Origin of the sequence: Marinarcus sediminis (SeqCode), from assembly GCF_048571275.1 — a bacterium.
Classification (GTDB): domain Bacteria; phylum Campylobacterota; class Campylobacteria; order Campylobacterales; family Arcobacteraceae; genus Marinarcus; species Marinarcus sediminis.
Genome location: NZ_CP182357.1, coordinates 1,340,710 through 1,365,937 on the forward strand (window position 1 = coordinate 1,340,710; position 25,228 = coordinate 1,365,937).

At 34.0% G+C, this 25,228-nt stretch carries 22 protein-coding genes and 2 rRNA genes; 15 read left to right on the forward strand and 9 right to left on the reverse strand.

Annotation, left to right across the window (positions count from 1 at the left end):
* Positions 1–228: 228 nt before the first annotated feature.
* From ACNI3C_RS06690 to ACNI3C_RS06730, 9 genes are all read left to right on the forward strand, one after another.
* A 23S ribosomal RNA gene (locus ACNI3C_RS06690) occupies positions 229–3,141 on the forward strand.
* 136 nt (positions 3,142–3,277) lie between these two features.
* Positions 3,278–3,393, forward strand: a 5S ribosomal RNA gene (rrf, locus tag ACNI3C_RS06695).
* A gap of 249 nt (positions 3,394–3,642) precedes the next feature.
* Positions 3,643–5,490: a 7TM diverse intracellular signaling domain-containing protein gene (locus ACNI3C_RS06700; protein WP_419769046.1), complete on the forward strand. Its 1,848-nt coding sequence runs from the start codon at positions 3,643–3,645 to the stop codon at positions 5,488–5,490.
* Complete coding sequence (locus ACNI3C_RS06705) at positions 5,483–6,169, forward strand: response regulator (protein ID WP_419769047.1); 687 nt, start codon at positions 5,483–5,485, stop codon at positions 6,167–6,169. Before ACNI3C_RS06700 ends, ACNI3C_RS06705 begins: the two co-directional genes overlap by 8 nt.
* 83 nt (positions 6,170–6,252) lie before the next feature.
* A complete protein-coding gene (locus ACNI3C_RS06710) occupies positions 6,253–6,540 on the forward strand; it encodes a winged helix-turn-helix domain-containing protein (RefSeq protein WP_419769048.1) in 288 nt (95 codons plus the stop codon).
* A 90-nt stretch (positions 6,541–6,630) separates the two neighbouring features.
* The gene (locus ACNI3C_RS06715) at positions 6,631–7,362 is read left to right on the forward strand and encodes a hypothetical protein (RefSeq protein WP_419769049.1); all 732 of its coding nucleotides are present in this window, start codon (positions 6,631–6,633) and stop codon (positions 7,360–7,362) included.
* Positions 7,355–7,618 carry a hypothetical protein gene (locus tag ACNI3C_RS06720; protein ID WP_419769050.1) on the forward strand — a complete coding sequence of 88 codons (264 nt, stop codon included), beginning with the start codon at positions 7,355–7,357 and terminating at the stop codon, positions 7,616–7,618. The genes ACNI3C_RS06715 and ACNI3C_RS06720 overlap by 8 nt, the downstream gene beginning before the upstream one ends.
* Positions 7,619–7,636: 18 nt before the next feature.
* Entirely contained in the window at positions 7,637–8,560 is a 924-nt protein-coding gene (locus ACNI3C_RS06725) for a hypothetical protein (protein ID WP_419769051.1), read from the forward strand.
* A gap of 302 nt (positions 8,561–8,862) precedes the next feature.
* On the forward strand, positions 8,863–10,776 hold the full coding sequence (locus ACNI3C_RS06730; RefSeq protein WP_419769052.1) for an autotransporter domain-containing protein: 1,914 nt from the start codon (positions 8,863–8,865) through the stop codon (positions 10,774–10,776).
* A 57-nt stretch (positions 10,777–10,833) separates the two neighbouring features.
* On the opposite strand, the gene ACNI3C_RS06735 is transcribed toward ACNI3C_RS06730, so the two are convergent.
* The 3 genes from ACNI3C_RS06735 to ACNI3C_RS06745 form a co-directional block, all read right to left on the reverse strand.
* Complete coding sequence (locus ACNI3C_RS06735; RefSeq protein WP_419769053.1) at positions 10,834–11,232, reverse strand: hypothetical protein; 399 nt, start codon at positions 11,230–11,232, stop codon at positions 10,834–10,836.
* A gap of 52 nt (positions 11,233–11,284) precedes the next feature.
* A complete protein-coding gene (locus ACNI3C_RS06740; protein ID WP_419769054.1) occupies positions 11,285–11,800 on the reverse strand; it encodes a peptidylprolyl isomerase in 516 nt (171 codons plus the stop codon).
* Positions 11,801–11,898: 98 nt separating this feature from the next.
* A complete protein-coding gene (locus ACNI3C_RS06745; protein ID WP_419769055.1) occupies positions 11,899–13,770 on the reverse strand; it encodes a peptidoglycan D,D-transpeptidase FtsI family protein in 1,872 nt (623 codons plus the stop codon).
* A gap of 29 nt (positions 13,771–13,799) precedes the next feature.
* Here ACNI3C_RS06745 and ACNI3C_RS06750 point away from each other — a divergent pair, with 29 nt between their 5' ends.
* A complete protein-coding gene (locus ACNI3C_RS06750) occupies positions 13,800–15,014 on the forward strand; it encodes an FtsW/RodA/SpoVE family cell cycle protein (RefSeq protein ID WP_419769056.1) in 1,215 nt (404 codons plus the stop codon).
* A gap of 9 nt (positions 15,015–15,023) precedes the next feature.
* Positions 15,024–16,046 (forward strand): UDP-N-acetylglucosamine--N-acetylmuramyl-(pentapeptide) pyrophosphoryl-undecaprenol N-acetylglucosamine transferase, encoded by a 1,023-nt coding sequence (locus ACNI3C_RS06755; RefSeq protein WP_419769057.1) that lies wholly within the window; start codon positions 15,024–15,026, stop codon positions 16,044–16,046.
* On the opposite strand, the gene ACNI3C_RS06760 is transcribed toward ACNI3C_RS06755, so the two are convergent.
* Complete coding sequence (locus ACNI3C_RS06760) at positions 16,032–16,796, reverse strand: undecaprenyl-diphosphate phosphatase (RefSeq protein ID WP_419769058.1); 765 nt, start codon at positions 16,794–16,796, stop codon at positions 16,032–16,034. The two genes, ACNI3C_RS06755 and ACNI3C_RS06760, sit on opposite strands and share 15 nt — an antisense overlap.
* The gene (locus tag ACNI3C_RS06765) at positions 16,793–17,455 is read right to left on the reverse strand and encodes an MqnA/MqnD/SBP family protein (protein WP_419769059.1); all 663 of its coding nucleotides are present in this window, start codon (positions 17,453–17,455) and stop codon (positions 16,793–16,795) included. Before ACNI3C_RS06765 ends, ACNI3C_RS06760 begins: the two co-directional genes overlap by 4 nt.
* A gap of 67 nt (positions 17,456–17,522) precedes the next feature.
* Between ACNI3C_RS06765 and ACNI3C_RS06770 the strand changes: the two genes are divergently transcribed.
* The 4 genes from ACNI3C_RS06770 (at position 17,523) to glnA (ending at position 20,570) form a co-directional block, all read left to right on the forward strand.
* On the forward strand, positions 17,523–17,744 hold the full coding sequence (locus ACNI3C_RS06770; protein ID WP_419769060.1) for a MoaD/ThiS family protein: 222 nt from the start codon (positions 17,523–17,525) through the stop codon (positions 17,742–17,744).
* 28 nt (positions 17,745–17,772) lie between these two features.
* A complete protein-coding gene (locus tag ACNI3C_RS06775) occupies positions 17,773–18,225 on the forward strand; it encodes a molybdopterin synthase catalytic subunit (protein ID WP_419769061.1) in 453 nt (150 codons plus the stop codon).
* A gap of 10 nt (positions 18,226–18,235) precedes the next feature.
* Positions 18,236–19,018 carry a histidinol-phosphatase gene (locus ACNI3C_RS06780; RefSeq protein WP_419769062.1) on the forward strand — a complete coding sequence of 261 codons (783 nt, stop codon included), beginning with the start codon at positions 18,236–18,238 and terminating at the stop codon, positions 19,016–19,018.
* Positions 19,019–19,142: 124 nt separating this feature from the next.
* Positions 19,143–20,570: a type I glutamate--ammonia ligase gene (glnA, locus tag ACNI3C_RS06785; RefSeq protein ID WP_419769063.1), complete on the forward strand. Its 1,428-nt coding sequence runs from the start codon at positions 19,143–19,145 to the stop codon at positions 20,568–20,570.
* A gap of 81 nt (positions 20,571–20,651) precedes the next feature.
* Here the strand turns inward: glnA and ACNI3C_RS06790 are convergent, their stop codons facing one another.
* The 4 genes from ACNI3C_RS06790 to gpmI are packed head-to-tail and all read right to left on the reverse strand — an operon-like array spanning position 20,652 to position 25,186.
* Positions 20,652–22,604 (reverse strand): transglycosylase domain-containing protein, encoded by a 1,953-nt coding sequence (locus ACNI3C_RS06790; protein WP_419769064.1) that lies wholly within the window; start codon positions 22,602–22,604, stop codon positions 20,652–20,654.
* Positions 22,605–22,607: 3 nt separating this feature from the next.
* Positions 22,608–23,303: an ATP-binding cassette domain-containing protein gene (locus ACNI3C_RS06795; RefSeq protein WP_419769065.1), complete on the reverse strand. Its 696-nt coding sequence runs from the start codon at positions 23,301–23,303 to the stop codon at positions 22,608–22,610.
* Between the two features lie 3 nt (positions 23,304–23,306).
* Positions 23,307–23,702, reverse strand: coding sequence for a response regulator (locus ACNI3C_RS06800; protein WP_419769066.1), 396 nt, complete (start codon positions 23,700–23,702; stop codon positions 23,307–23,309).
* A gap of 8 nt (positions 23,703–23,710) precedes the next feature.
* Positions 23,711–25,186: a 2,3-bisphosphoglycerate-independent phosphoglycerate mutase gene (gpmI, locus tag ACNI3C_RS06805; protein ID WP_419769067.1), complete on the reverse strand. Its 1,476-nt coding sequence runs from the start codon at positions 25,184–25,186 to the stop codon at positions 23,711–23,713.
* Between the last annotated feature and the right edge of the window lie 42 nt (positions 25,187–25,228).

Below are 25,228 nucleotides of genomic sequence, written 5' to 3' on the forward strand. Positions count from 1 at the left end.
AGTTTTACAAGAGGGTAAGATTTATATTTGGTTTGTAAAAGGATCAAAAGTTATTTAAAAACATAATGTTAAAAGTCTTTAATTTTTCCATATGAGTAGAAGAAATTCTGTTTGTATAAGAAAGAAAAAAAACACAACTTTTTTATTAAATATGTAATGTATTTAATAAGATAGTAGCCAAGGAATAATTATTCAAAAAAGGTGAAGTAATTTAATTACTTTATTATCAAATAAGCTATTAAGGGCTAATGGTGGATGCCTAGACTGTAAGAGGCGATGAAGGACGTATTAGGCTGCGATAAGCCTCGGGGAGCTGCCAAAGAGCTTTGATCCGGGGATTTCCGAATGGGGCAACCCAATATGGTGAGAGCTGTATTACCCTGCGGGGGGCGAACCTGGCGAAGTGAAACATCTCAGTAGCCAGAGGAAGAGAAATCAAAAGAGATTCCCAAAGTAGCGGCGAGCGAAATGGGATTAGGGCAAACCCAATGCTTGCATTGGGGGTTGTAGGACCAAGATGTGAGACTTAAGAGAATAGATGAATAAGTTGGAAAGCTTAAGCATAGAAGGTGATACTCCTGTAATCAAAATTCTCAAGAGCTCTATTGGTATCCTGAGTAGGACGGAACACGTGATATTTTGTCTGAATCTGGGGGGACCACCCTCCAACCCTAAATACTACTTACAGATCGATAGTGAACAAGTACCGTGAGGGAAAGGTGAAAAGTACTCCAGCGAGGAGAGTGAAATAGAACCTGAAACCATTAGCTTACAATCATTCGGAGCCCTATGATTTATCAGGGTGACGGACTGCCTTTTGCATAATGAGCCTGCGAGTTGTGGTGTCTGGCAAGGTTAAGTCAAGTACGAAGCCGTAGCGAAAGCGAGTCTTAATAGGGCGAATTAGTCAGATGCTGCAGACCCGAAACGAAGTGATCTATCCATGGGCAGGTTGAAGCTGGTGTAAGAGCCAGTGGAGGACCGAACCGATGGGCGTTGAAAAGCCCCCGGATGACCTGTGGATAGGGGTGAAAGGCCAATCAAACTTCGTGATAGCTGGTTCTCTCCGAAATATATTTAGGTATAGCGTTGTGTCGTAACATATGGGGGTAGAGCACTGATTGGGCTAGGGCTGCTTACCGCGGTACCAAACCCTGTCAAACTCCGAATACCATATGTGTAATCACAGCAGTCAGGCGGTGGGTGATAAAATCCATCGTCGAGAGGGGAACAACCCAGACTAACAGCTAAGGTCCCAAAGTCATATCTAAGTGGAAAACGATGTGGAGTTACTGTGACAACCAGGAGGTTGGCTTAGAAGCAGCCATCCTTTAAAGAAAGCGTAACAGCTCACTGGTCTAGTGATTCTGCGCGGAAAATATAACGGGGCTAAGATATGCACCGAAGCTTTAGACTTGGATTTATCCAAGTGGTAGGAGAGCGTTCTATTCAGCGTTGAAGGTATACCGACAAGGAGTGCTGGAGCGGATAGAAGTGAGCATGCAGGCATGAGTAGCGATAATTAAGGTGAGAATCCTTAACGCCGAAAACCCAAGGTTTCCTACGCGATGCTCGTCATCGTAGGGTTAGTCGGGTCCTAAGTCGAGTCCGAAAGGGGTAGACGATGGCAAATTGATTAATATTTCAATACCAACAATTAAGCGCGATGTGGGGACGCATAGAGTTAGTCGAGGTCACTGATGGAATAGTGGCTCGAAGGATGTAGGTTGATACTTAGGCAAATCCGGGTATCGTTAGACCGAGATCTTACAGGCCGAATAATCCTTTCGGGGAGCATTTGGAATCGATGATACTGTCGTGCCAAGAAAAGCCACTAAGTATATTAATTGTTGCCCGTACCGTAAACCGACACAGGTAGGTGGGATGAGTATTCTAAGGCGCGTGGAAGAACCCTGGTTAAGGAACTCTGCAAACTAGCACCGTATCTTCGGTATAAGGTGTGCCTACTATTGTATATGGACTTGCTCCAAAAAGCGATAGAGGTTGCAACAAAGAGTCCCTCCCGACTGTTTACCAAAAACACAGCACTTTGCTAACTCGTAAGAGGATGTATAAGGTGTGACGCCTGCCCGGTGCTCGAAGGTTAACTGATGATGTCAGCGTAAGCGAAGCATTTGATTGAAGCCCGAGTAAACGGCGGCCGTAACTATAACGGTCCTAAGGTAGCGAAATTCCTTGTCGGTTAAATACCGACCTGCATGAATGGCGTAACGAGATGGGAGCTGTCTCAACCAGGGATCCAGTGAAATTGTAGTGGAGGTGAAAATTCCTCCTACCCGCGGAAAGACGGAAAGACCCCGTGCACCTTTACTACAGCTTGACACTGTAGCTTGGATATTCATGTGCAGGATAGGTGGGAGGCTTTGATTACTAGACGCAAGTAGAGTATGAGCCATCCTTGAGATACCACCCTTGAATATTTGAGTTACTAACTGGGACGAGTTAACCTCGTTCAGGACAATGTCTGGTGGGTAGTTTGACTGGGGCGGTCGCCTCCTAAAAAGTAACGGAGGCTTACAAAGGTTAGTTCAAAGCGGATGGAAATCGCTTGTTGAGTATAATGGCATAAACTAGCCTGACTGTGAGACATACAAGTCGAACAGAGACGAAAGTCGGTCATAGTGATCCGGTGGTTCTGTGTGGAAGGGCCATCGCTCAAAGGATAAAAGGTACGCCGGGGATAACAGGCTGATCTCCCCCAAGAGCTCACATCGACGGGGAGGTTTGGCACCTCGATGTCGGCTCATCGCATCCTGGGGCTGGAGCAGGTCCCAAGGGTATGGCTGTTCGCCATTTAAAGCGGTACGCGAGCTGGGTTCAGAACGTCGTGAGACAGTTCGGTCCCTATCTTCCGTGGGCGTAGGAAAGTTGAAGAGATTTGTCCCTAGTACGAGAGGACCGGGATGAACGTACCACTGGTGTACCAATTGTTCTGCCAAGAGCATCGTTGGGTAGCTACGTACGGATGTGATAAGAGCTGAAAGCATCTAAGCTCGAAGCCAACTCTAAGATGAACTTTCCCTGAAGATCCCAGCAAGACTAGCTGGTTGATAGGCTGGATGTGTAAGCGATGTAAGTCGTTTAGCTGACCAGTACTAATAGATCGTTTGGCTTATTTTTATATTTCTTGGTTTACTATCTTATTAAGTACACAATACTTAGTAAAATGTGTTTATAAAGACTTTTAACATTATATTTAACTCTAAACAGAGTTGAGTAAAGAGTATATTTTTACAATATCTTCTTTACTCAATTTGCTGGTGGTTATAGAGAAGTGGAAATACCCAGACCCATTCCGAACCTGGAAGTCAAGCACTTCATCGCTGATAATACTGCAGGGTCCCCTTGTGGAAACGTAAGCCGCTGCCAGCTTTGAGTTTTTACAAGCCTTTACCTAATCTATCCATTTGATAGCTTTGGTAGAGGCTTTTTTTATATCTTCCTTCTGCTTTTTCTTATACTTTTTGGTGATATTATGGTAAGGAAGAGGTTCTAAGTTCAACTCCTACTGTTAGCACTACTAGTTTATTACATAAATTTGACTTTTCCTATTATATTACAATATAATTTATTTGCTTATTTTGTAACTAAAACTGTAACACATATTGGATAGTATTTTTAATGTTTTTATTTAGATTTCTTTTATTTATTCTTTTTTCTTCTATAATTTATGCGTCTACTATTAAAATAGATGAAAATACAAATGCTTTAGAACTACTTCCTTCCTCATATATTTATATTGACAATACAAAAAAGCTAACTATTAAAGGGATAAAAAATAAACAGTTTAAAGAAAATAAAGAGGCATATTTATCTTATGGTTATGCTCCACCTTTTGCTGTATGGGTAAAATTTACTTTGCAAAATATATCAAATGAATCTATAGAAAAAATAATTCAATATGACCATAAAATAACTTCTAATATTAAATTTTATGATGGGAAAAAAGTTTTTAATGAAGGAATTAACAATCATCCAAAAGGAAGAGACACTCTTAATCCTATTTTTCATATAAAACTTAAACCAAAGGAGGTCAAAACCTATTATATAAGAGCTAGTTCTTATATTACTCCTCTAACTGTTAAGTTAAATCTTTGGAATATAAAAGATATATATGCAAAATCAATAAATAATCTAATTGTATTGAGTATATTTTTTGGAGCAATGGGGACACTTGCTTTATACAATCTTTTTATATATTTTAGTACAAGAGATATTAGTTATTTTTGGTATGTAATATATGTTTTTGCTATTACTACACATCAAGTTTTTTATGATGGAATGATTTATAAATTAGATACCAATAGTTTTACAAAGTATATTGGGACAGATGGTGCCTATTTCGTTGTAACTTTTCCAATGATTGCCCTTACTTTATTTTCAAAATATTTTTTAAATACAAAGCAATATTCTAAGATAAATAATGTTTTGAATTTTTATCTAATATCTATACCTATTTTATTGATTGGTGGGATATTTTTTTCTATAAATGCTAAATGGCAAAATTTATTTTATATCTCATTGATACTTTATTTGTTTTTTGTTGCTTGTTATGCAGGGTATAAAAAAAATAGGCAAGCTTATTTTGTGATTATTGGTTGGTTTGTCTTATTCTTCTCTTGGATGTTGATGTATATGGCAAGTATGGGAATTTTTCAAATTTATGAATATTATAAATATTTAGTTGATTTTTCAATATTAAGTGAAGCTCTTCTTTTCTCCTTTGCCTTAGCCGATAGAATAAAAACAGCCAATAAAGAAAAAGAACTTGCAAATAAAAAGCTGATTTTTCAGCAACAAAGTGAGGAAAAGCGGCTTAAGATAGAAGTCGAAAATAAAACAAAAGATTTAACTAACGCATTAAATGAAAAAAATCTTCTTCTTGATGAAAAAGAACTACTTTTCAAAGAGCTACACCATAGGGTTAAAAATAATATGCAAATGGTAGTATCAATGATACGATTGCAAAGTAAAAGAGTGGATGATGAAAGGTTAAAAAATATTTTTCAAACAGCACAAAATCGTATCAATACAATGGCTCACTTACATGAGCTACTATACAAACAGGATAAGATTACTCATATCAATACTTTGGAATACTTTACTCTTATCATAGATGAGATACAGGAGACTACAAATAAAAATATAACAATAAATTATGATATCCAAGCAGACTTAAAAATGGAACAAGCCATATATTGTGGACTTATTTTAAATGAGCTTATTTCAAATGCCACAAAGTATGCTTTTATAAGCTCAGGTATTATTGATATCTCTTTAGTGAAAGAAGCAAAAACGTATAATCTAAAAGTAGAAGATAATGGAATTGGTTTTAATGACAAAGAAGAGAGAGACTCTTTAGGGTTAGTATTAGTCAATACCCTTGCAACAAAACAGCTAAAAGGTACTATAGAGTTTGACACGAAGAAAGGAACTTTAGTAAAAATTACTTGGAAAAATGATGAATAGTTTAAGTGTTTTAATTGTTGAAGATGAGACAATTGTTGCTTTGGATATTAAAGATAGTATTTTAGAAATGGGACATAAGTGCTTAGCTTTTGCAACAAACTATGATGAAGTTCTTGAAGTACTTAATAATAACAGTATCCCAGATATTATTCTTATGGATATTAATTTAGAAAATTCTATTAATGGAATAGAAATAGCAAATGAACTACAAAAGAACTTTTCTATTCCAATTATTTACCTCACTGCATACACTGATGAAACTACAATTAAAAATGCAATAAAAACTAGGCCTGTAGGATATATAGTAAAACCTTATAATGTTAGTGAATTAAAAGCGACAATTCTTTTAGGAACTTATAAAATAAACTGTATGGAGCATATAGATAACAAATATATACAATTAGGTGAGGGATTTTATTTTGATGAGATAAATTCTCAGCTTTTTTATGAGCAGATGCCTATAAAACTTAGTAAAAAAGAGTTGGCACTTCTTAAACTTTTGATTGGAGCAAAAGGAAATATTGTAAGCTTCGAAGATATTGAATATAACTTATGGGATGGTGTTGTAAGTGATACAGCATTAAGAGTTCTCATATTTAGGCTTCGTTCAAAACTTGAGCATAAATTTATAGAAACTGTTTCAGCTTTTGGGTGTAGAATAAATTTTAACAGAAGTTAATAATATAATTATTTATCTTATTTTGTAACATAAAGCGTAACGCCACTTGTGTATACTTTATTAAACTTTAGTTTGGTGAGTATATGGAAAAGCAAATAAAAATAGGTAATGAATATTATTATAATAGAAAATATCAACAAATATTTAAAGAAAAACTGCCAATAAAACTCAGTAAAAGAGAACTTCAACTATTTCAAATACTCATTGTTGCAAAAGGAAACTATGTTGCATATAATGATATAGAGTATGCAATCTGGGATGAACATGTTTCAAGTAATGCACTACGACTTTTAATTTATAGATTAAGAAAAAAACTTGATTCTGACACAATAGAAACTTTTCCTTCTTTTGGATGTAGAGTAAATTTATAAAAGAATTAATAATTTAGTTGGTTTTTTAATTTTTGTAACAAAAAGTGTAACAGCTTTTAATTATACTATATATTATTTTAGGAGAGAAGAATGAAAATAAGAGTGTTTATAGTAGTCTTAGGAATAATTTTTAGCTTCACTGGATGTATTGAACAAGCAATAAATAATGCTATTGAGAATCAATTTAGAAATGAACATTTAAATTCACCTGTAACAGGAGAAAAAGTTGAGAATATACAACTTAAATTAATTGATTTAAATGAAGCTCAAGCAAAAAGTATGTTTAGGAATGAATTTTTAAACTATCTAAATTCTCCAATTCATAACGGATATTTTAATGATTTTATAGATGAAATAAAAGATTATAATTTTGAAGGTGTTAAAAGATATTCTACAAATAAAGCTCAAACTACGTTATTTTTTTATAAAGATCCTTCATTTTTAAGTGATGGAGTTGCCTTAATTGAATTTACAATACCTAACAATGCATCAATAAGAGCGGTGCACCTCCCAAATAGTGATAATTATACTTTGATTATACATAATGGCAAAGGAAGAATATTTCAAGGGTTAATTGATGGTAATGTAGATGTAGTAGGTAATTATGTAAATTTTCGATATAGAAGGAAGTATGTAAGATATGATTCTTATTTATATGGAGGGGAAGTTTATTTTCATATGTTAAATAAAAGTAAAGAAATAAATTATGATGACCGTAAAAATTATTTAGTTTTTAATTTTCAGAATTTTCAGGATATGAATGATTTTGCTTCAATCTTTGTAAAAGCATTTCCTAATCTAAATGTTAAAAACAATGAATAAAATATTTTTTTTTGTAATTACAATAATAATTTTATTGGCTGGTTGTACAGCAAAAAAATATCCATCATTTAGTAAGAATAAAAATGATTGGAAAGGTGGGTATATAAATACATTAAGTCAATATAAACGAGTGAATAATAATGATGACTTTACAAACATATCTAAAGATACTGACAATAGTAAGGCTAATAAAAGTAAAAAAGACTTTTCAAATATGGATGTAAATAATCAAAATATTGATAGTTATGGTTGGTAAAAAACATAAGGGAATATTATGCGTATAATTCTTTGTTGTACACTGGTAATTATTAATTTGTTGTTTGCCACTGGATATGATATTGTAAATCTAAATAAGGGCTCATCCTCAACAGTTCAATTAGATTTGAACCCTTTATCTACTGTTTATTTAGGGAATAGAAAAATATTAATTACTAGTGATAAAAGTAAAGGTTTAATATTAGAAAATGTGCCATTAGGAAGAAATATCATAAAAGTAGAGACTCGTTCGTTTAAACCTCAAGCTTGGCCTATTAATATAAAAAAAGGTATGTATTTAAATTTAAATGCAGAAAAAAATATTGATACAGATGATAGTTCAATAAATAAAATTAGATATTCTACAGAATATTCTCAAAGTAAACTTTCTTTATATGAATATAACAAAATAAAAAAAGAAATGAGAGAAAAAAGTAAGCATAGAATTATAATGGGAATTAATTCAGATTTAGGTTCAGGAAGAAGAGATAAAAAGAATTCCATAAATGAAAAGAGTGTTAAAGTATATGATGAAGTTGGAGTTGAGCATACTTTGGATTTTAAGTCAGTTATTGATGGTAAATTAACATTAGATGAAAAAACAGGAATGTTAAGTGCATGGCAAAAAATTAGTGAAACATATCATTGTGATTTTGTTCAGAAGTTATTTATTTATTTTGATGGAGAAGAAGTAGATAGACTTAAAAAAGATTTTTATGCTTATAATAAAATAGACAAAGAAAATTCTAAAAATAGTTTTTATGGCATTAGAGAAGAAGTGAAGAGATTAGAAAATTTCAAAAAAGTTTATGATATTTATCCAGTAAAAATTAAAATATCCAATATTAGTGAAAAAGAATGGGATAAAAAAACTTCTTATCGTAGTAATTTCCAATGTAGTAAGGCATTGGATATAATTATAGAAACTAAATCATCATTTTAGTCAAATACATTTAAAAAATAACTCCACACATAACTGACTTAAAAAAATATCTTATTTCAATATATTTTTAAGATAGAGATAATTAAAGAATTCTTAGATTCAAGTTTCACATTAATGTACTTTATTTTTTATAGCATTTATAATTTAATAACTTTTTTAATTTTTGTAACAAAAAGTGTAACGGTAATATATTAGACTTTTTATTATTTAAGGAGTTTAATATGGCTATCGAGAGGGGTATTGCATTTATGGTTGATAGAATAATTAAAAAAAGTATATTAATATCAGTAGTAACAAGTTCAATGCTTTATAGTGCCTCAATGGAGGGACTTGGACATTTAGCAGGATCTTTTTTTAGTATAGCTACTGGAGTGAATTCAGATGGTTCTGTTGTGGTTGGTTACAGCAATGGATTTGAAGCTTTTAGATGGACACAAGCAGGAGGAATGGTAGGACTTGGGGATTTAGCAGGAGGTTCTTTTTCTAGTACAGCTTATGGAGTGAATTCAGATGGTTCTGTTGTGGTTGGACACAGTGCTAGTACTAATGGAGGTGAAGCATTTAGATGGACACAAGAAGGAGGAATGGTAGGACTTGGGGATTTAGCAGGAGGTTCTTTTTTTAGTTTAGCTAATGGAGTGAATTCAGATGGTTCTGTTGTGGTTGGATATAGTAATTCTGCAAATGGATATGAAGCTTTTAGATGGACACAAGCAGGAGGAATGGTAGGACTTGGAGATTTAGCAGGAGGAAGTTTTGATGGTTGGGCATCTGCTGTAAATTCAGATGGTTCTGTTGTGGTTGGATATAGTAGTAGTGCTAATGGAGGTGAAGCATTTAGATGGACACAAGAAGGAGGAATGGTAGGACTTGGGGATTTAGCAGGAGGAAGTTTTGATAGTGAAGCTAATGGAGTGAATTCAGATGGTTCTGTTGTGGTTGGATATAGTAGTAGTGCTAATGGAGGTGAAGCATTTAGATGGACACAAGAAGGAGGAATGGTAGGACTTGGGGATTTAGCAGGAGGTTCTTTTTTTAGTACAGCTAATGGAGTGAATTCAGATGGTTCTGTTGTGGTTGGATATAGTAATTCTGCAAATGGATATGAAGCTTTTAGATGGACACAATCTACAGGAATGCAAAGCTTAACCGAATGGCTAGCCGAAGATGGATATACATTAACTGGCTGGAGTAATACTAATCCAAATGCAGTAAGTGATGATGGAAAAACCATCGTAGGATTTGGGAATTCAACTAATGGAACTGAAGCCTTTATTGCAAAAGCAGGTCAAGGGATGATTGGAATGTCAGACTTTACCGCCTCATTAGAAAGTATCAACACAGTTTCATCTCAAGGTGTAGCTAATGCATCTATGTTATTGCATGGAGCACATGGGCATCCAGGTCAAAGACGAGCATTGGATGAAAGGCGTGTCATGTGGGTAGCTGGTGATGTATCAACTGATAATCGGCATAATACTAGAGATGATAATCAATTGGCTGAAATAGGAGTTAGTTTTAAACATAGTAAAAATTTAACTTATAGTATTGCTATAGGTCAATTATGGGGAAACAGTGATCTAAACTATAAAGGTAATATGGATACAGATGGTTATTTTATAGCAGTTGATAGCGATATTAAACTGCCTACAGTAATGCCTCTTTATACAACATTTACAGGTATTTATGGGGAAAATGATTTACGTATTAAGCGTGGATATGATAATGCAGGTAATTTAGATAGTTCAATAGGAAATACCAATCAAAATATTATGGCATTGAAAGCTAAATTACAATATCAAGGAGAAAAGTTTTATCCATATATCCAATATAATATGACTAAAGTCATTACTGATGGTTATAGTGAGAGTGGTGGAGGATTTCCAGCTATTTATAATCAAAACTCTGAGCGAGTTCAAGATTGGCGGGTAGGGGTTGATAGTAATTTTAAATTGAATACAACCAATACAATAATTACAACTTTAGAAGCTACTCATAGGATTAATAGTAGAGGAAGTGGTGTCAGTGGTCAATTAGTTGGGTTAAGTTCATTTGAAATAGCTGGAAGAGAATACGACCAAGATTGGCTTCGAGGTACAGTTGGTATTGAACATACTTTTAAAAATAAATCAAAATTCACTTTGACACTTAATACCACAACTGAGGGAGAAGACCCAAGATTTTGGAGTGGTTTTAATTACTCAATGAGTTTTTAAAAAATAAAGAAAAAATTCGTGGAATGCATGTGGGATTTAATTACAAGTTTTAAATATCTACACAAAATATTTAGACACAGCTATCGCGTACCAAACAATAGAAAAGTTAAACAAAAAGATAATCAATGATGAAACTCTTGAAATCATTTTTTCTTTGTTTGTTCGTTCTCTGCCATGTGCTTTTAATGAGATGTACATATGAATTGCTGTTGCAATAATTACAATAAGTACTATAAAGAGTTTTTTATAAAGTAAAATACCAAATGAGCTTTGTCTGAAACTTTCATCCAATAGTGTGTTATAAAGATGATGTTGATTTAAAAGAAGCAAGCCTGTAATAACAAGCAGGGTAATCCATATGAGTTGAAAGTATCCGTAAAAGGGACCAATGTGTGAGTAAATGAGGGTTTGGGCTTTTGGGTCTTTAAAATATATGCCCATTCCAAACAGAAGCATTCCCCCGCCCACCCAAGTGGCGGCAGAAATGATATGAATAAAAAGTATAAGATCAGTCAGCATCTTTTGTTTCGAAAATTTCTACAGATACAATTTTATCTTTTTGTTCGATGGCATCAAGTGCAGTAAAACTCTCTGTATCATTATCTTCAATTTCACCAAAAACGGTGTGACCACCATCTAAATGAGGACAAGGTACAAAACAGATAAAAAATTGGCTTCCCCCTGTATTTTTACCTGCATGAGCCATTGAAAGACTTCCTTTTTTATGCAGTTGTTTAGGTGCAGTCGTTTCACATTTAATTGCCCAACCAGGTCCTCCCGTACCCGTACCATTTGGACAACCCCCTTGCGCCATGAAACCTGGAATTACTCTGTGAAAATTTAAGTTGTTATAAAATCCTTCATTGGCCAATGTGGCAAAGTTAGAAACGGCAATGGGTGTTGATTCTGGGAACAATTTAATCCAAATAGTTCCTTTTTCTGTGGTGAATTTTGCATATTGTAATTTATTTAACTCTTCTTGTGATAAGTTGTACTCTTTTAACTCTTTTCCAAATCCAAACATTGAAAATCCTTTAATATTATTTTTTGGAAGTATAACACTTTTAGGGTTAAAGTGTTTGTAATGGTATTAAAATAAAAGCACTTCTACCTTGATTTTAATCAATTGGCTTTGGGTTGAAGATAATTTAATTTAACCAAACTCTCAATGATATCATTAAAGACAGGAACTGCAGATTCTGAGGCATACAAATAGTACCAATATTTACCCGTAGATGAAGGGTTAATTACAGTAACACCAATGGTATATTTATGCTCTTTATCATTGGCAAAACCAAAAAATGAGCTGATATAGTTTTTGAGATATTTTCCATTTTCAGCAATTTGTGCAGTTCCTGTTTTCCCCCCAATTTCTAGACCATCTATGTGAGTATTTTTCCCTGTACCTATATTAACGGTTTTAATTAACATGCCTTTGATTCTGTTGGCTGTTTGAGGTGATATAACTTGAGGTGCTGGGGTAGGTGCCAATTCGATTTTTTCATCATCATTGGTTATGATGTGAGATATGATTCGGGGAGTGATGATTTTTCCTTCATTATTAAAAACGCTGTACGCTCTTAATATTTGCATAAACGTGGAGGTCATTCCTTGCCCGTATGATACGGTTGCTTTAAAAACATTGTCCTCCCCTCTGTCTTCACCGGCTCTGAATTTATAGAGTTCAGGAATATACCCTACTTTTTCATTGAGGAGATCTATGCCTGTACTTTGGGTGATTCCAAAATGTTTTAAGCCATCTGAAAACTCTTTTGCGGAGAGTCTTTGAGCCAATTGTAAAATACCAATGTTGCTTGAATAAACGATTATGTCATCAAGGGTTAAGTAGTTTTTTTCAAAGCTGTGGTCGTCTTTGATGGTATATCTTCCCAATTTATATTTTCCTTTTGGGTATTCCCCTTTGGAATTTGTAGAACCCAAATTGTGAGCAAAAATGAGCTCATTTTTTTTTGCTCGGTTTTTATCGAGTACTAAAGCGAGGGCAATGGGTTTTATAACAGAGCCTGGTTCATAAAGGTATTCAACGGCATTGACATTTAAAGAAGGAATATCGCTTTGTTGTATCTTTTCGGGATTAAAACGGTTGGAAGTCGCCAATGAGATAATTTTTCCTGTACGACTCTCCATAATAGAAACAATGATCTCCTCGGCTTGATATTTTTCTTTGTAGTAGTCCAGTTGCATTTCAATGGTTTTTTGCAATTTTAAAGGAATGTTTAAAACAATCGATGCCCCATCTATTCGGTTTTTAATAATGGAGTCTTTGTTGAAGGATATGTACGATAAGACATCTCTTTGACCTTTTAAAATACCATCTTTTGTGTCATTTAATATATCGTTATAACTGCTCTCTAAGCCTTTAACTCCTTTGACCTTAGTCTTGTCACTCTCTGATTCATATTTTGAGATGTAGCCTACAATTGGCGTTAAAGAGTTATCATAAGAGTAGAGCCGTTTTTCACCGCTTTCGCTGATATTTAAACCTCTTAATACTTTGTTGCCATTAATTTTAATGGATTTAAATACATCCAAACGCATCAGTTTGTAACTGAGTTCTTTTAAGTTTTTGGCGGTTCTTGAATCAATATTATAAGAAAGTACGATGCTCCCTGGGTCTGATTGCAAAGAGCTATTAATCTTTTTTTCCAACTTAGCAATGGGAATATCACTGTAAATTGAAAAGAGTTTTAAAAAGAGTTCTTTTTTATCTTCATCTAAAAATCGAGTATCCAAGGTTGCTTTATAGACTTTTTTAGATGAGGCGAGTTTAAAATTATCGTGACTGATAATATCTCCTCGTATGGCCAACTCTTTTTTGGTGGTTTCCAAAGAGGGTAATCGCCGATTATTGGTACTGGTGTTGTAGATTGAAATGCAAAGAACAATCAGTGCAAGCAGTAAAAAAAAAGATAAAATTGCAATTTTTTTGGTTTTGTTAATATTTTCTTGATTATCGGTTTTTTTTGAAGACATATTTATCCATAATATAATATAATGCGCAAATGAATTCTACCGAAAAAAGCATTAAATCAGAAACAAACGATTTAAACAGACCCGATTATCCTCTTTTTGTTGCTGCTTCTATTTTAATCATATTGAGTATACTTTTTTCATATTCTCTTTCGGTATACACGGTTGTCTATTTTGATTATAACAGCTTCCACTTTTTTATTCGACAATTTTTTGTAGGTTTTTTATCCATTCTTATTATGTGGTTACTCTCAAATCTAAATCCCGATAAGGCAGTTAAATTTATAGGGATGAGTCTTTTTATTGTTTTCTTTTTAATCATGATTGTCATGCCTTTTTTACCCAGTTTTATGGTGACCGCTTCAGGTGGTGCTAACCGTTGGATTAGGCTACCGGGATTTTCGCTCTCTCCTGTGGAGTTTTTTAAAATAGGGTTTATCTATTTTTTGGCGTGGAGCTTTAACAGAAGAGTTTACGACCAACCCACAAAGATGAAATGGAAAGATGAAATGCTTTTGGTACTTCCTTATTTTGGAGCTTTTCTTTTGGTTGTTTTTATTGTGGCATTTATGCAAAAAGATTTGGGACAAGTGGTGCTTATGGGGGTAATTTTATTCGTATTACTGATGTTTGCCAATCGAAGCATGAAGTTTTTCTTATCTTTGGGATTAGCAGGAATTGTTGGATTTGTGGGGTTAATCTTAGCTGCTCCACATCGAATTATACGAATTCAAAGTTGGTGGAGTATGGTTCAAGATGGAATCCTTTCACTGCTTCCTGATGTCATTGCCAACGAGTTGCGTATCAAAGAGTTTCCCGAACCCTATCAAGTTTCACACTCTTTGAATGCGATTAACAATGGTGGACTAACGGGTGCTGGCATTGGTGAAGGTTCAATAAAACTGGGGTTTTTGTCGGAAGTGCATACTGACTTTGTGTTAGCTGGAATTATCGAAGAGATAGGTTTTTTGGGTTTCTTTTTTGTTATTTTAACACTTGGATTTATCATCTTTAGGATTTTAAAAATCAGTCGAAGAACCAAAAGCCAAATTTATCATCTCTTTACTTTGGGTATTGCCTTGATGATAATTTTTGCATTTTTAATTAACTCTTATGGAATATCAGGCATGATTCCCATTAAAGGTATTGCTGTGCCATTCTTGAGTTATGGAGGAAGTGCACTTTTAAGTGTAGCGATTTCTATTGGATTGGTGTTGTCAATCAGCAGAAGTGTAGATTTGAAATAAGGTTAAATAATGGATAATATAGTAATTACTGGTGGTGGAACAGGTGGGCATTTAAAAGTCGCAGAGGCTTTTATAAATGAGTTGCATAAAAGAAGTTATAGTCCTATTTATATTGGCTCAAAAAATGGACAAGATAAACAGTGGTTTGCCAATAATCGAAAAATAAAAAAAGCCTTTTTTTTAGATTCAGCAAGTGTGGTCAATAAAGATTTATGGGGAAAGGTTAAATCGTTGTATAAGATCATGCAGTTGGCATTTCATTGCAAAGATATTTTTGAAAAAACTAAAATAACAAAAGTGATTTCAGTAGGGGGCTATTCTGCTGCACCCGCAACATTTGCTTCGATTATGACAAGTGGTTGTCAACTCTATATTCATGAACAAAACTCCATTATGGGAAAACTCAATCAAGTCACATCACGGTTTGCCACGGAAGTGTTTTCTTCTTATGACCCTTTATCTAAAAGCAAAGATTACCCGGTTGATATTAAATTTTTTGATGAAGCGAGAGTAAGACGTGAAGTAAAAACTGTCATTTTTCTTGGAGGTTCACAAGGGGCAAAATCGATTAATAATTTTGCATTAAAAGTGGCACCCAAACTTAATGCAATGGGCATACAAATTATTCACCAAACAGGCAAAGAGGATTTACAAAGAGTGAGTGCAAAATATGCGAATATGAAAATTGATGTTGATGTTTTTGATTTTACCCATGAAATTGAAAAAAAGATTTCAAAAGCAGATTTTGCCATCAGTCGTTCAGGGGCATCTACGCTTTGGGAACTCGCGGCCAACTCTTTGCCTACGCTTTTTATTCCTTTTCCTTATGCATTTGAAGATCATCAATATTACAATGCCAAAGTTTTAGCGGATAATGGCATGGCGTATTTAAAAAGAGAAGATGAGATTACAGAAGCCTTCTTTTTTGAGTGCATAAAAAGCGATATCAATAAAATGAGCAAGGCCTTAATTGAGTCCATTAAGAGCGATTCTATTGAGACCATTGTAGATATTATTTTAAATGAAAGCTAAAAGTACGATTCCAAAAAGAATTCTGTAAATACCAAAAGCCACAAAAGTAAAATTTTCTAAAAATTTTAAAAAGAGTTTGATGGTTAAAAATGCCACAATAAAAGAGACCACAAATCCCACTGCTAAAAGCATCAAGTTGGTGTCGTTGAACTCTTTGTAGTGTTTAAGCAAATCATAACCGGTCGTCGCACACATAACAGGGAAAGCCAAAAGAAATGAAAACTCAGCACTGGCTTTTCTTGTTAATCCCACCAGCATGGCCCCAATAATAGTTGATCCCGCTCGACTGGTTCCAGGTATGAGTGCAAATATTTGTGCTATTCCAATGTAAAGAGCTTGTTTGTAAGAGACATTTTCAACATCGTCAATAAAATGGGCTTTGGGTTTATAAAATTTCTCAACCATTAAAAAAACAACCCCACCGACAATAAACATGATGGCAACAACTTCTACTGAAAAGAGCGTTTTGATTTTACTTGCAAGTAAAAATCCCACAATGCCAATAGGAAGAAATGCTAAAGTCAGCTTTTTCCACAGTTCAATATGTTTGAAGGTGAATTTTGTTGGATAATTCAAGATTACGGCTAAAATAGCTGCAAACTGAATAATGACTTCATACGCTTTTGTCACATCGGTTTGTTCAATGTTTAAAAATTGGGTTGCTACGATTAAATGACCGGTTGAAGAAATCGGTAAAAATTCGGTGAATCCTTCAATGATTCCTAGAATGGTTGAGTCAAGAAAGGTCATTTTAAACCTCTTTCTTTGGTTAATTTTAAAAACAGCTTTAATGCACGTTTCTCTTTAATCCCTAACTCATAATCAATGCCTTTGAGATACTCTAAAATATTGCTTTTTGAAACACCTGAACGTTGTGCATATTGTTCCAGTATGTATTGCGGAATTTTAATGGAGTGTTTTTTAAAGTTTTTTGTTATTTTTGTCAAAAATTTTCCGTGGTTGTTGTAGCATAAAACGGCAAAAACGAAAGGGAGATGATATGTGTCTTGCCAAGCTTTCGCCAAGTCTATAAAACTTTTTTGATCGTGTTCATGGTAATATTTGAGCGCTTTATCACCAATAATCACTTGTCCAGAAAGGTTTAACACTTTTGCGAGGTTATTGGAAGTTTGACTTTGATAATCTTTTGCATAATCCCCTGGTACCAGTAAAACTGAACGTACCTCTTTTTTTGCCACAATTCCTAAGGGTAAGCTCTTTTCATTTCTTGAAGCAATCGATGAAATAAAAGCCGATTCAACTTTACGTTTTTTAAATTGTTGATTAATTTTAGCGGGATACGATTGTTTGTAATTGATGATGGATTTAATTTGATTTGATTTGATACTTTTTTTAAAGTAGACATGTAAAGGCAACAAATTGATAAAATCGATTTTAGCAAATATCATTGTGTGATTTCCTAAATAAAAACTTTTTCGCTATAATAATAAAATTTAGGTAAATAAGGGGTTAAAATTGGTAAAAGTAGAGTTTTTAGGACCAATCAATAAACAGCCGATGCAATTAGAGATTACAAATTTAAATGAGTTGAGTGAAATATTAAAAAATGATGCTGAATTATCAACGTGGTTAGAGAGTTGTGCAGTTGCTGTGAATGATGTTTTGGTTTGTTCAAAAGATATGATATTAAAAAATAATGATAAAATTTCGTTGCTTCCTCCTGTTTGTGGGGGATAAATATTAAATTAAAAGTGAATAATGAATAATGAATAATGATAAAAAATTGCAACTTTTTGATGGGGCTTTACCTGTAGAGCAAATAACAAATGCGTGGTATGATGAGTTTAGAAACTCCAATTATGGTGCCATTATAACATTTGTGGGCGTTGTAAGAGATGAAGATGGTATAGAGGGATTGTCGTTTGATATTTATGAACCCATATTAAACAGTTGGTTTGAAGCTTGGCAAAAAAAAGCCAATGAACACAATGCCATTGTCCTTATGGCGCACTCTCGTGGGGATGTTTTGAATCATACGAGTTCTTATATCGCTGCAGTGTGCAGTCCAAAACGAAGAGTGGCGTTGGAACTTATTGATGAATTTGTTGAAGATTTTAAAAAGAGTGCACCCATTTGGAAATATGATATTAAAAATAAAGTAAGAGTTTATGCGCAAGAGCGAAGCACCAAAATTCAAGGTGCTGGAATTTTAAATTAAAGATAATGCTATGAGAGTTGATTTACACAACCACACCACTTTATGTAACCATGCCAATGGAACGATGAGAGAGTATATTTTAAAGGCGATTGATTTAGGCATTGATATTTATGGTTTCAGTGAACACGCCCCAATGGATTTTGACGAAGGGTATCGATTGCCGTTGAGTCAAAAAGCGTTTTATGAGAATGAAGTATTAACGTTAAAAAACGAGTTTAAAAACGAGATTGATATTGTATTGGGTTATGAAGTAGATTTTATGCAACATGTTCCCATGAAAAAAGAGATACTTAATGCCAATGTCGATTATCTCATAGGTTCTGTACACTTTTTAGATGGATGGGGATTCGATAATCCAGAATTTATAGGCGCTTACAAAGATAAAGATATTGATACCATATGGCAAGACTATTTTGATGCGATTGAGGCGATGGCAAATTCAAGCTTATTTGACATTGTAGGACATTTAGATTTAATCAAAGTCTTTAAGTTTTTACCCAAAAAAGATATTCGTTTAATAGCTAAAAAAGCATTGTTGGCAATTAAAAAAGCCAATATGTGTGTGGAGATCAATGCCGCAGGTTTTAGAAAACCCATTGGAGAACAATACCCTTCAAAAGAGCTTTTAGAGTGTTGTTTTGAGTCAGATATTCCCATTACGTTCTCTTCTGATGCTCATGAAATTGCACAAATTGGCTTCTCTTATGATAAAGCCATTGAATTAGCTAAAGCAGTTGGTTATTTTAAATGTGCTTCATATAAAAACAGAGAGAGAGTATTGCATACTTTTTAAACAATTTTTTTTTTAATTTTTTTAAAAAACTTCTTTGTATTGTATATATTTTATACAAATTCTTCAGTTCTTTTTATATTTATTTTCGATAAAATATTCCTATTAATTTATTAGGAGATATTACATGGGTAAATTTGTTAACAATACAGAAGAGTTTTTCAAATATTGTGAAGAGAACGAAGTTAAATTTGTTGACTTCAGATTTTCAGATATGAAAGGTACATGGCATCATTTAACATATATGCTAAGTGCGGTCAATGAAGGTAACTTAACAAATGGTTTACCGTTTGATGGTTCATCAGTTGATGCATGGCAACCAATCAATAAGTCAGATATGTTATTAAAACCTGATGTTGGTACAGCATTTTTAGATCCATTTACTGCAGATTCAACAATTATTGTTATTTGTGATGTATATGATATTTATAAAAATGAAATGTACGAAAAATGTCCAAGATCTATTGCTAAAAAAGCTTTGAAACATTTAAGTGATTCAGGTCTGGGTGATGTTGCGTATTTTGGTCCTGAAAATGAATTTTTTATCTTTGATGATGTAAAAATTATTGATGATATCAATGAGTCTTATTACAGAGTTGATTCAGATGAAGGTTGCTGGTCAGATTCAACTGATTTCGAAGGTGGAAACATTGGACACAGACCTAGAACAAAAGGTGGTTATTTCCCAGTTCAACCAATTGATTCAATGGTAGATTTAAGAGCAGAAATGATGCAAATTTTAGAACAAGTTGGATTAGAAGTTGTTTTAGGACACCACGAAGTTGCACAAGCACAAGGTGAAATTGGTGTTGTATTTGGAGATTTAATTGAAGCTGCCGATAACGTACAAAAATATAAATATGTTGTGAAAATGGTTGCTCATTTAAATGGTAAATCTGCAACATTTATGCCAAAACCACTTTTCGGTGATAATGGTAATGGAATGCACGTACACCAATCAATCTGGAAAGATGGTAAAAACTTATTCTACAAACAAGGTGAATATGGAAACCTTTCAGAAATGGCCAGACATTATGTAGGTGGTGTATTTAAACACGCACGTGCAGTTGCTGCATTTACTAACCCATCAACAAACTCTTATAAAAGATTAATTCCAGGATTTGAAGCACCTTCAATCTTAACTTACTCTTCTCAAAACAGATCGGCTTCTTGTAGAGTTCCTTACGGTGCTGGTGAGAAAGCAACAAGAATTGAAATGAGATTCCCAGATTCAACTTCTTGCCCATATTTAGCATTTGCTGCTATGTTATGTGCTGGTTTAGATGGTATCAAAAATAAATATGAACCAATTGGACCAATGGATGATGACTTATTTGAATTATCATTAGATGAAATCAGAGAGAGAAATATTCCACAAATGCCTCATACATTAAGAGGTTCTTTGGAAGCATTAATCAGAGATAACGATTTCTTACAACCTGTATTTACTAAAGATATGGTTGATACGTATCAACACTATAAATTTGAAACTCAAGTGTGGCCAGACGAAGCCAGACCTACTGCGTTTGAATTTAAATCAACTTATTCTTGCTAATATTATAACAAGAATAAAAAAAGCCCACTTCTTTGGAAGTGGGCTTTTTTATTGCTGATTTTTATTTTAAATCAACCTATATTAAAACTCTCTTCCCGCTTCAATCTCTTTCGCAGATTTAATTTCAGGCAATTTTGAGGTCTCTGTGTAATACTCTTTTTTCCCATTAATGATACTGTCATAAACGCCTTCCGGTTTGTCAAAAGTTTTTTTAATTTCAGGATGTATTTTTAAATAGTTGGTGTAAAAATGTGCAAAAACAGTTCCGGCACTTCTCCCCCCTGTTTCACTCTTTCTCATGGGTTTATTATCATCGTTTCCATACCAAATAACCGTTTGAAGTGTTGGCGTGTATCCACAAAACCAAGCATCAACATTTTGATTGGTCGTACCTGTTTTTCCTGCAATTTCAAGACCTTTAACACGGGCAAGTCGTCCTGTTCCTCTGTCAACCGTCTCGTGAAGAATAGAGGTGATTAAAAAAGCTTGTTCAGGTGGGGTGACATAAGTCTCTTCTGTTTGGAATGTGATGGTTTGATCTTCAAAGTTTGTAATAGAGTTGACAATATATGGTTCTACTTGAATCCCTTCATTTGAAAAGAGTGTATACGCTTTTGCCATATCAAAGGGTGAAATAGAGAAGCTTCCTAATGTGATGGACAAATCCATAGGAATGTTTTCAATGCCAAAAGATTTTAACCCTTTATACGCAACATCAATTCCCATGTCATTGACAAGATTAATGGTTGCTAAGTTTCTTGAGTGAATGAGGGCTTCTCTGAGTGTAATTAATCCCGTATAGTTCTCTTCATAGTTTTTGGGTTGCCACACCTTCTCTTCATCGCCAACTGTATAGTTGTAGGTTCTTGAAATGTCAACTAAGCTTGTTGCAGGAGAGTATCCTAAATTTAAAGCAACTTGGTAAATAAATGGCTTAATCGCACTTCCGGGTTGTCTTTGAGATTGAATGACTCTGTTAAAGTTTGACTCTTTATAATTGATACCACCAACAAGTGTTAAAATTTTCCCTGTTTTACTTTCAATGGTAATTAAGCCACCATTGAGGGTTTGAGTGAAGTCTTCATAATCGGGTTTGTCTTTATATAAAGCATCTCTTTGTTTGATTTTTTCATACCCATAAATAAGTGATTTTCGCGCGAGTTCTTGTGCTTGTAAATCAATGGTTAAATTGATTTTATACCCACCATATTTAAGATCAGGAATATCTGCTCCCAGTTTGTTCATGGCGTAATCAATGACATAAGGTGCTTTGTTCAACGTTAACGTTTCATCATAAACAATGGGGGTATAATTGATGGCTTCTTCTAACTCTTTGTTATTGATCCAACCCAAACTGTAGAGACGATTGACCACTTGATTTCCCCTTACAAGTGAAAATTTCATGTTTTTGGTGGGTGAGTAAAAACTTGGTGCTCTTGGCAATCCAACCAGCATGGCAATCTCTTTAAGATTGAGTTCAAACAACTCTTTTTTGAAATATCCCAATGCCGCAGTACGTATACCATAATACCCATGTCCAAAATAGACTTGATTTAAGTATCGCTCTAAAATCTCCTCTTTGGTTAATACGGTCTCTAATCGTAAAGATAAAAGGGCTTCTTTTATTTTACGAGTGATTTTTTTCTCTCTTGTTAAGAGCAAAGTTTTGACAAGTTGTTGCGTTAAAGTACTTGCTCCTTCCACGAGTTTTCGTGCTTTAATATCTTTTATAATGGCTCTTAAAATGGCATCGGTGTTAACGCCACTGTGTTCAAAAAATTGAGTATCTTCAATGGCAACAAGCGCTTCTATAACTTGTGGGGGAATATCATCATATTTGACATAGAGTCGGTGCTCTTTCTCAAATAAGTTTGCGACGAGTTCACCATTTTTATCAAAGAATTGTGTGGTCAGATTGGGTTTATAATGAACAATTTTATCGATTTCAAATCGTATTTCAGCATATAAATAAATCAGCCATATTACTATAACCGAACCTAAAAATGTAAAAAAACCTATAATATATTTTGTCATTGTTTATTCCCTAAAATTTCTGTTATTAAAACCTGAATTGATTAACTCTTTGGTATAAGCTTCTTTGGGTTTTTGTAAAATGTCGTGTGATAATCCCGATTCTATGATGAAGCCATTTTTTATAATAATCAATTGTTCACAAAGATTAACAATTGAGTTGATGTCGTGTGTTACATATAAAACCAACAGATTTAATTTCGCTTGTATGGTTTGAATGAGTTCAATTATGGTGGTTTTACTTTTAGTGTCTAACGCTGTGGTTGGTTCGTCTAAAAGTAAAAGTTTTGGATTTTTTGTAAGTGCCAGTGCAATGATAACTCTTTGAATTTGACCGCCACTCAACTGATTTGGGAATCTATTTAATACCCATTTTTCAAGTCCTACAAGCGCCAGTAATTCAATTTTTCTTTTCTCTTGACAAAAAAATTGCTGAGTTATTTTTGTCATTGGGGAGAGCGATGTAAAAGGATTTTGAGGAACAAATCCAATGGTCTCACTGTTTAAATCAAACTCAGACGTAATGCGCATATTCAACGTTAAATTACTGGGTAAAAGCCCCAAAATTGATTTAAGTGTCAACGATTTTCCACTGCCGCTTTGTCCAATTAAGGCCGTTGATTTCTCTATGGTAAAACTTATATGAACCAGTGTCTCTTCATGGTTTTGTATATGAAGGTTCTCAATAATAAGTTTTGACATCTGTTATCTTACTAATCCTTGAATACACTCATCTAATGTATTAACCAATTTAATAAAGTTAATGGGTTTTTCAAAAACGGCTGATACACTGTTTTGTTCTTCCAATGACAAATCGTCTTTAAAAGCTGTAACAACAATAATGGGTACATTGGTGTTGGTTCTTCTTATCTCTTTAATCAACTGAGCACCATCTAAATTGGGCATTCTTAAATCGGTAATAATCACATCAGGATTATGTTCATTATATTGTGAGAGTGCAATTGCACCATCACTTGCTAAATGAATCTCTTTTACAAGCATTTTGAATGTTCTGTCTAAGATATTGATAATGTCTTGACCATCTTCTGCAATAAGAAGGCTGATATTTCTTAAATCTGATTTTATTTTTGATGTTTCCATTTTTATCCTTAAATTAAAGGTTCATCCATCTCTTGAGGGATGTCTAAGTTCATGAGTTTTAAAACAGTTGGCGCTATATTGTTTAAGCTGCCTGTTTTAACATTTTGAACACCATTTGATAAAACAAAACAAAACACATCCCCAACGGTATGATTTGTTAATGTTTTTCCACTGGCATCTTTCATCATTTCGCAATTTCCATGATCACTTGTCAGTAAAACATTATACTCTAAGTTTTTTGATTTTTCGATTATAAGCGCCAATTGTTTATCAACCGCTTCAACGGCTTGAATACTTGCTTCATAATTACCTGTGTGTCCAACCATATCTCCATTGGCAAAATTCACCACAATAAAGTCATACGCATCATCCATCGCTTTTAAAACGGCTGTGCCTACTTCGGGTGCACTCATTTGAGGTTGCAAATCGTATGTAGCAACAGAAGGTGAAGGAATGAGTATGCGTGTTTCATTCTCAACAGGCTCTTCAACTCCTCCATTAAAGAAAAAAGTGACGTGGGCATATTTTTCAGTTTCTGCTGTATGTAATTGAGTTAATCCCGCATTTGAAATAACTTCTGCAAGTGTATTTTTGGGGTTCTGTTTTGGGAACATTACGGGAAGGGGAATACTTTTGTTGTATTCAGTCAATGTTGCAATATGTAGTGGCAGGTTTTTTCGTTCAAATTCATTGAACTCAGAAAGTGCAAATACGGATGAAATTTCTCTCATACGATCACTTCTAAAGTTACAAAAAATAATGCCGTCATTTTCTTCTAAACCGTTATACCCTTCAAACGCAACAGGTTGGATAAATTCATCTAAAATATTTTGGGAATAGGATTGGTCAATGTAACTTAATACGTCCAATGAAGTTTTGTTTTTTGCGGTAGCAATAACATCATACCCTTTTTGAACTCTCTCCCAGCGGTTATCTCTGTCCATGGTATAGTATCGCCCTGCAATGGTAGCAATATGGATATCTTCATCACAAACAGCAATCACTTGTTTAACATACTCTTTTGCACAATTGGGAGCAACATCTCGTCCATCGGTGATGATGTGAATAAAGACTTTTTTCTTCTCTTCTTTTGCAATTTTTGCTAATGCAATGATATGATCAATATGAGAGTGTACTCCTCCATCGCTGATTAAACCTAAAAGGTGAATATGGTGTGACGTAGCCACAATTTCTTTTAGAACGGCATTCTCTTTTAATGTATTCTTTTCAATGGCCATGTTTATTTTGACCAAATCTTGGTATAACACTCGTCCTGAACCTATTGTCATGTGTCCCACTTCACTGTTTCCCATTTGACCATCAGGCAAACCCACACTTTTCCCATAGGTGCTGATTAAACTGTAAGGTACATTTTTAAATAGGTAATCGTAGGTTGGTTTTTTGGCATTTGCAAAAGCATTATTGATTTTATTTTCATTATAACCGATGCCATCTGTTATAATTAATATTGTTTTATGACTCATCTTTAAACCTTTTAAAAACTTTAATAGTATATAATCCACGAT

Excerpts from the sequence above, each read along its gene's own strand:
- ACNI3C_RS06700 (WP_419769046.1), top strand. The coding sequence starts at position 3,643 with ATGTTTTTATTTAGATTTCTTTTATTTATTCTTTTTTCTTCTATAATT.
- ACNI3C_RS06705 (WP_419769047.1), top strand. The coding sequence starts at position 5,483 with ATGAATAGTTTAAGTGTTTTAATTGTTGAAGATGAGACAATTGTTGCT.
- ACNI3C_RS06710 (WP_419769048.1), top strand. The coding sequence starts at position 6,253 with ATGGAAAAGCAAATAAAAATAGGTAATGAATATTATTATAATAGAAAA.
- ACNI3C_RS06715 (WP_419769049.1), top strand. The coding sequence starts at position 6,631 with ATGAAAATAAGAGTGTTTATAGTAGTCTTAGGAATAATTTTTAGCTTC.
- ACNI3C_RS06720 (WP_419769050.1), top strand. The coding sequence starts at position 7,355 with ATGAATAAAATATTTTTTTTTGTAATTACAATAATAATTTTATTGGCT.
- ACNI3C_RS06725 (WP_419769051.1), top strand. The coding sequence starts at position 7,637 with ATGCGTATAATTCTTTGTTGTACACTGGTAATTATTAATTTGTTGTTT.
- ACNI3C_RS06730 (WP_419769052.1), top strand. The coding sequence starts at position 8,863 with ATGCTTTATAGTGCCTCAATGGAGGGACTTGGACATTTAGCAGGATCT.
- ACNI3C_RS06735 (WP_419769053.1), bottom strand. The coding sequence starts at position 11,232 with ATGCTTCTGTTTGGAATGGGCATATATTTTAAAGACCCAAAAGCCCAA.
- ACNI3C_RS06740 (WP_419769054.1), bottom strand. The coding sequence starts at position 11,800 with ATGTTTGGATTTGGAAAAGAGTTAAAAGAGTACAACTTATCACAAGAA.
- ACNI3C_RS06745 (WP_419769055.1), bottom strand. The coding sequence starts at position 13,770 with ATGTCTTCAAAAAAAACCGATAATCAAGAAAATATTAACAAAACCAAA.
- ACNI3C_RS06750 (WP_419769056.1), top strand. The coding sequence starts at position 13,800 with ATGAATTCTACCGAAAAAAGCATTAAATCAGAAACAAACGATTTAAAC.
- ACNI3C_RS06755 (WP_419769057.1), top strand. The coding sequence starts at position 15,024 with ATGGATAATATAGTAATTACTGGTGGTGGAACAGGTGGGCATTTAAAA.
- ACNI3C_RS06760 (WP_419769058.1), bottom strand. The coding sequence starts at position 16,796 with ATGACCTTTCTTGACTCAACCATTCTAGGAATCATTGAAGGATTCACC.
- ACNI3C_RS06765 (WP_419769059.1), bottom strand. The coding sequence starts at position 17,455 with ATGATATTTGCTAAAATCGATTTTATCAATTTGTTGCCTTTACATGTC.
- ACNI3C_RS06775 (WP_419769061.1), top strand. The coding sequence starts at position 17,773 with ATGAATAATGATAAAAAATTGCAACTTTTTGATGGGGCTTTACCTGTA.
- ACNI3C_RS06780 (WP_419769062.1), top strand. The coding sequence starts at position 18,236 with ATGAGAGTTGATTTACACAACCACACCACTTTATGTAACCATGCCAAT.
- glnA (WP_419769063.1), top strand. The coding sequence starts at position 19,143 with ATGGGTAAATTTGTTAACAATACAGAAGAGTTTTTCAAATATTGTGAA.
- ACNI3C_RS06790 (WP_419769064.1), bottom strand. The coding sequence starts at position 22,604 with ATGACAAAATATATTATAGGTTTTTTTACATTTTTAGGTTCGGTTATA.
- ACNI3C_RS06795 (WP_419769065.1), bottom strand. The coding sequence starts at position 23,303 with ATGTCAAAACTTATTATTGAGAACCTTCATATACAAAACCATGAAGAG.
- ACNI3C_RS06800 (WP_419769066.1), bottom strand. The coding sequence starts at position 23,702 with ATGGAAACATCAAAAATAAAATCAGATTTAAGAAATATCAGCCTTCTT.
- gpmI (WP_419769067.1), bottom strand. The coding sequence starts at position 25,186 with ATGAGTCATAAAACAATATTAATTATAACAGATGGCATCGGTTATAAT.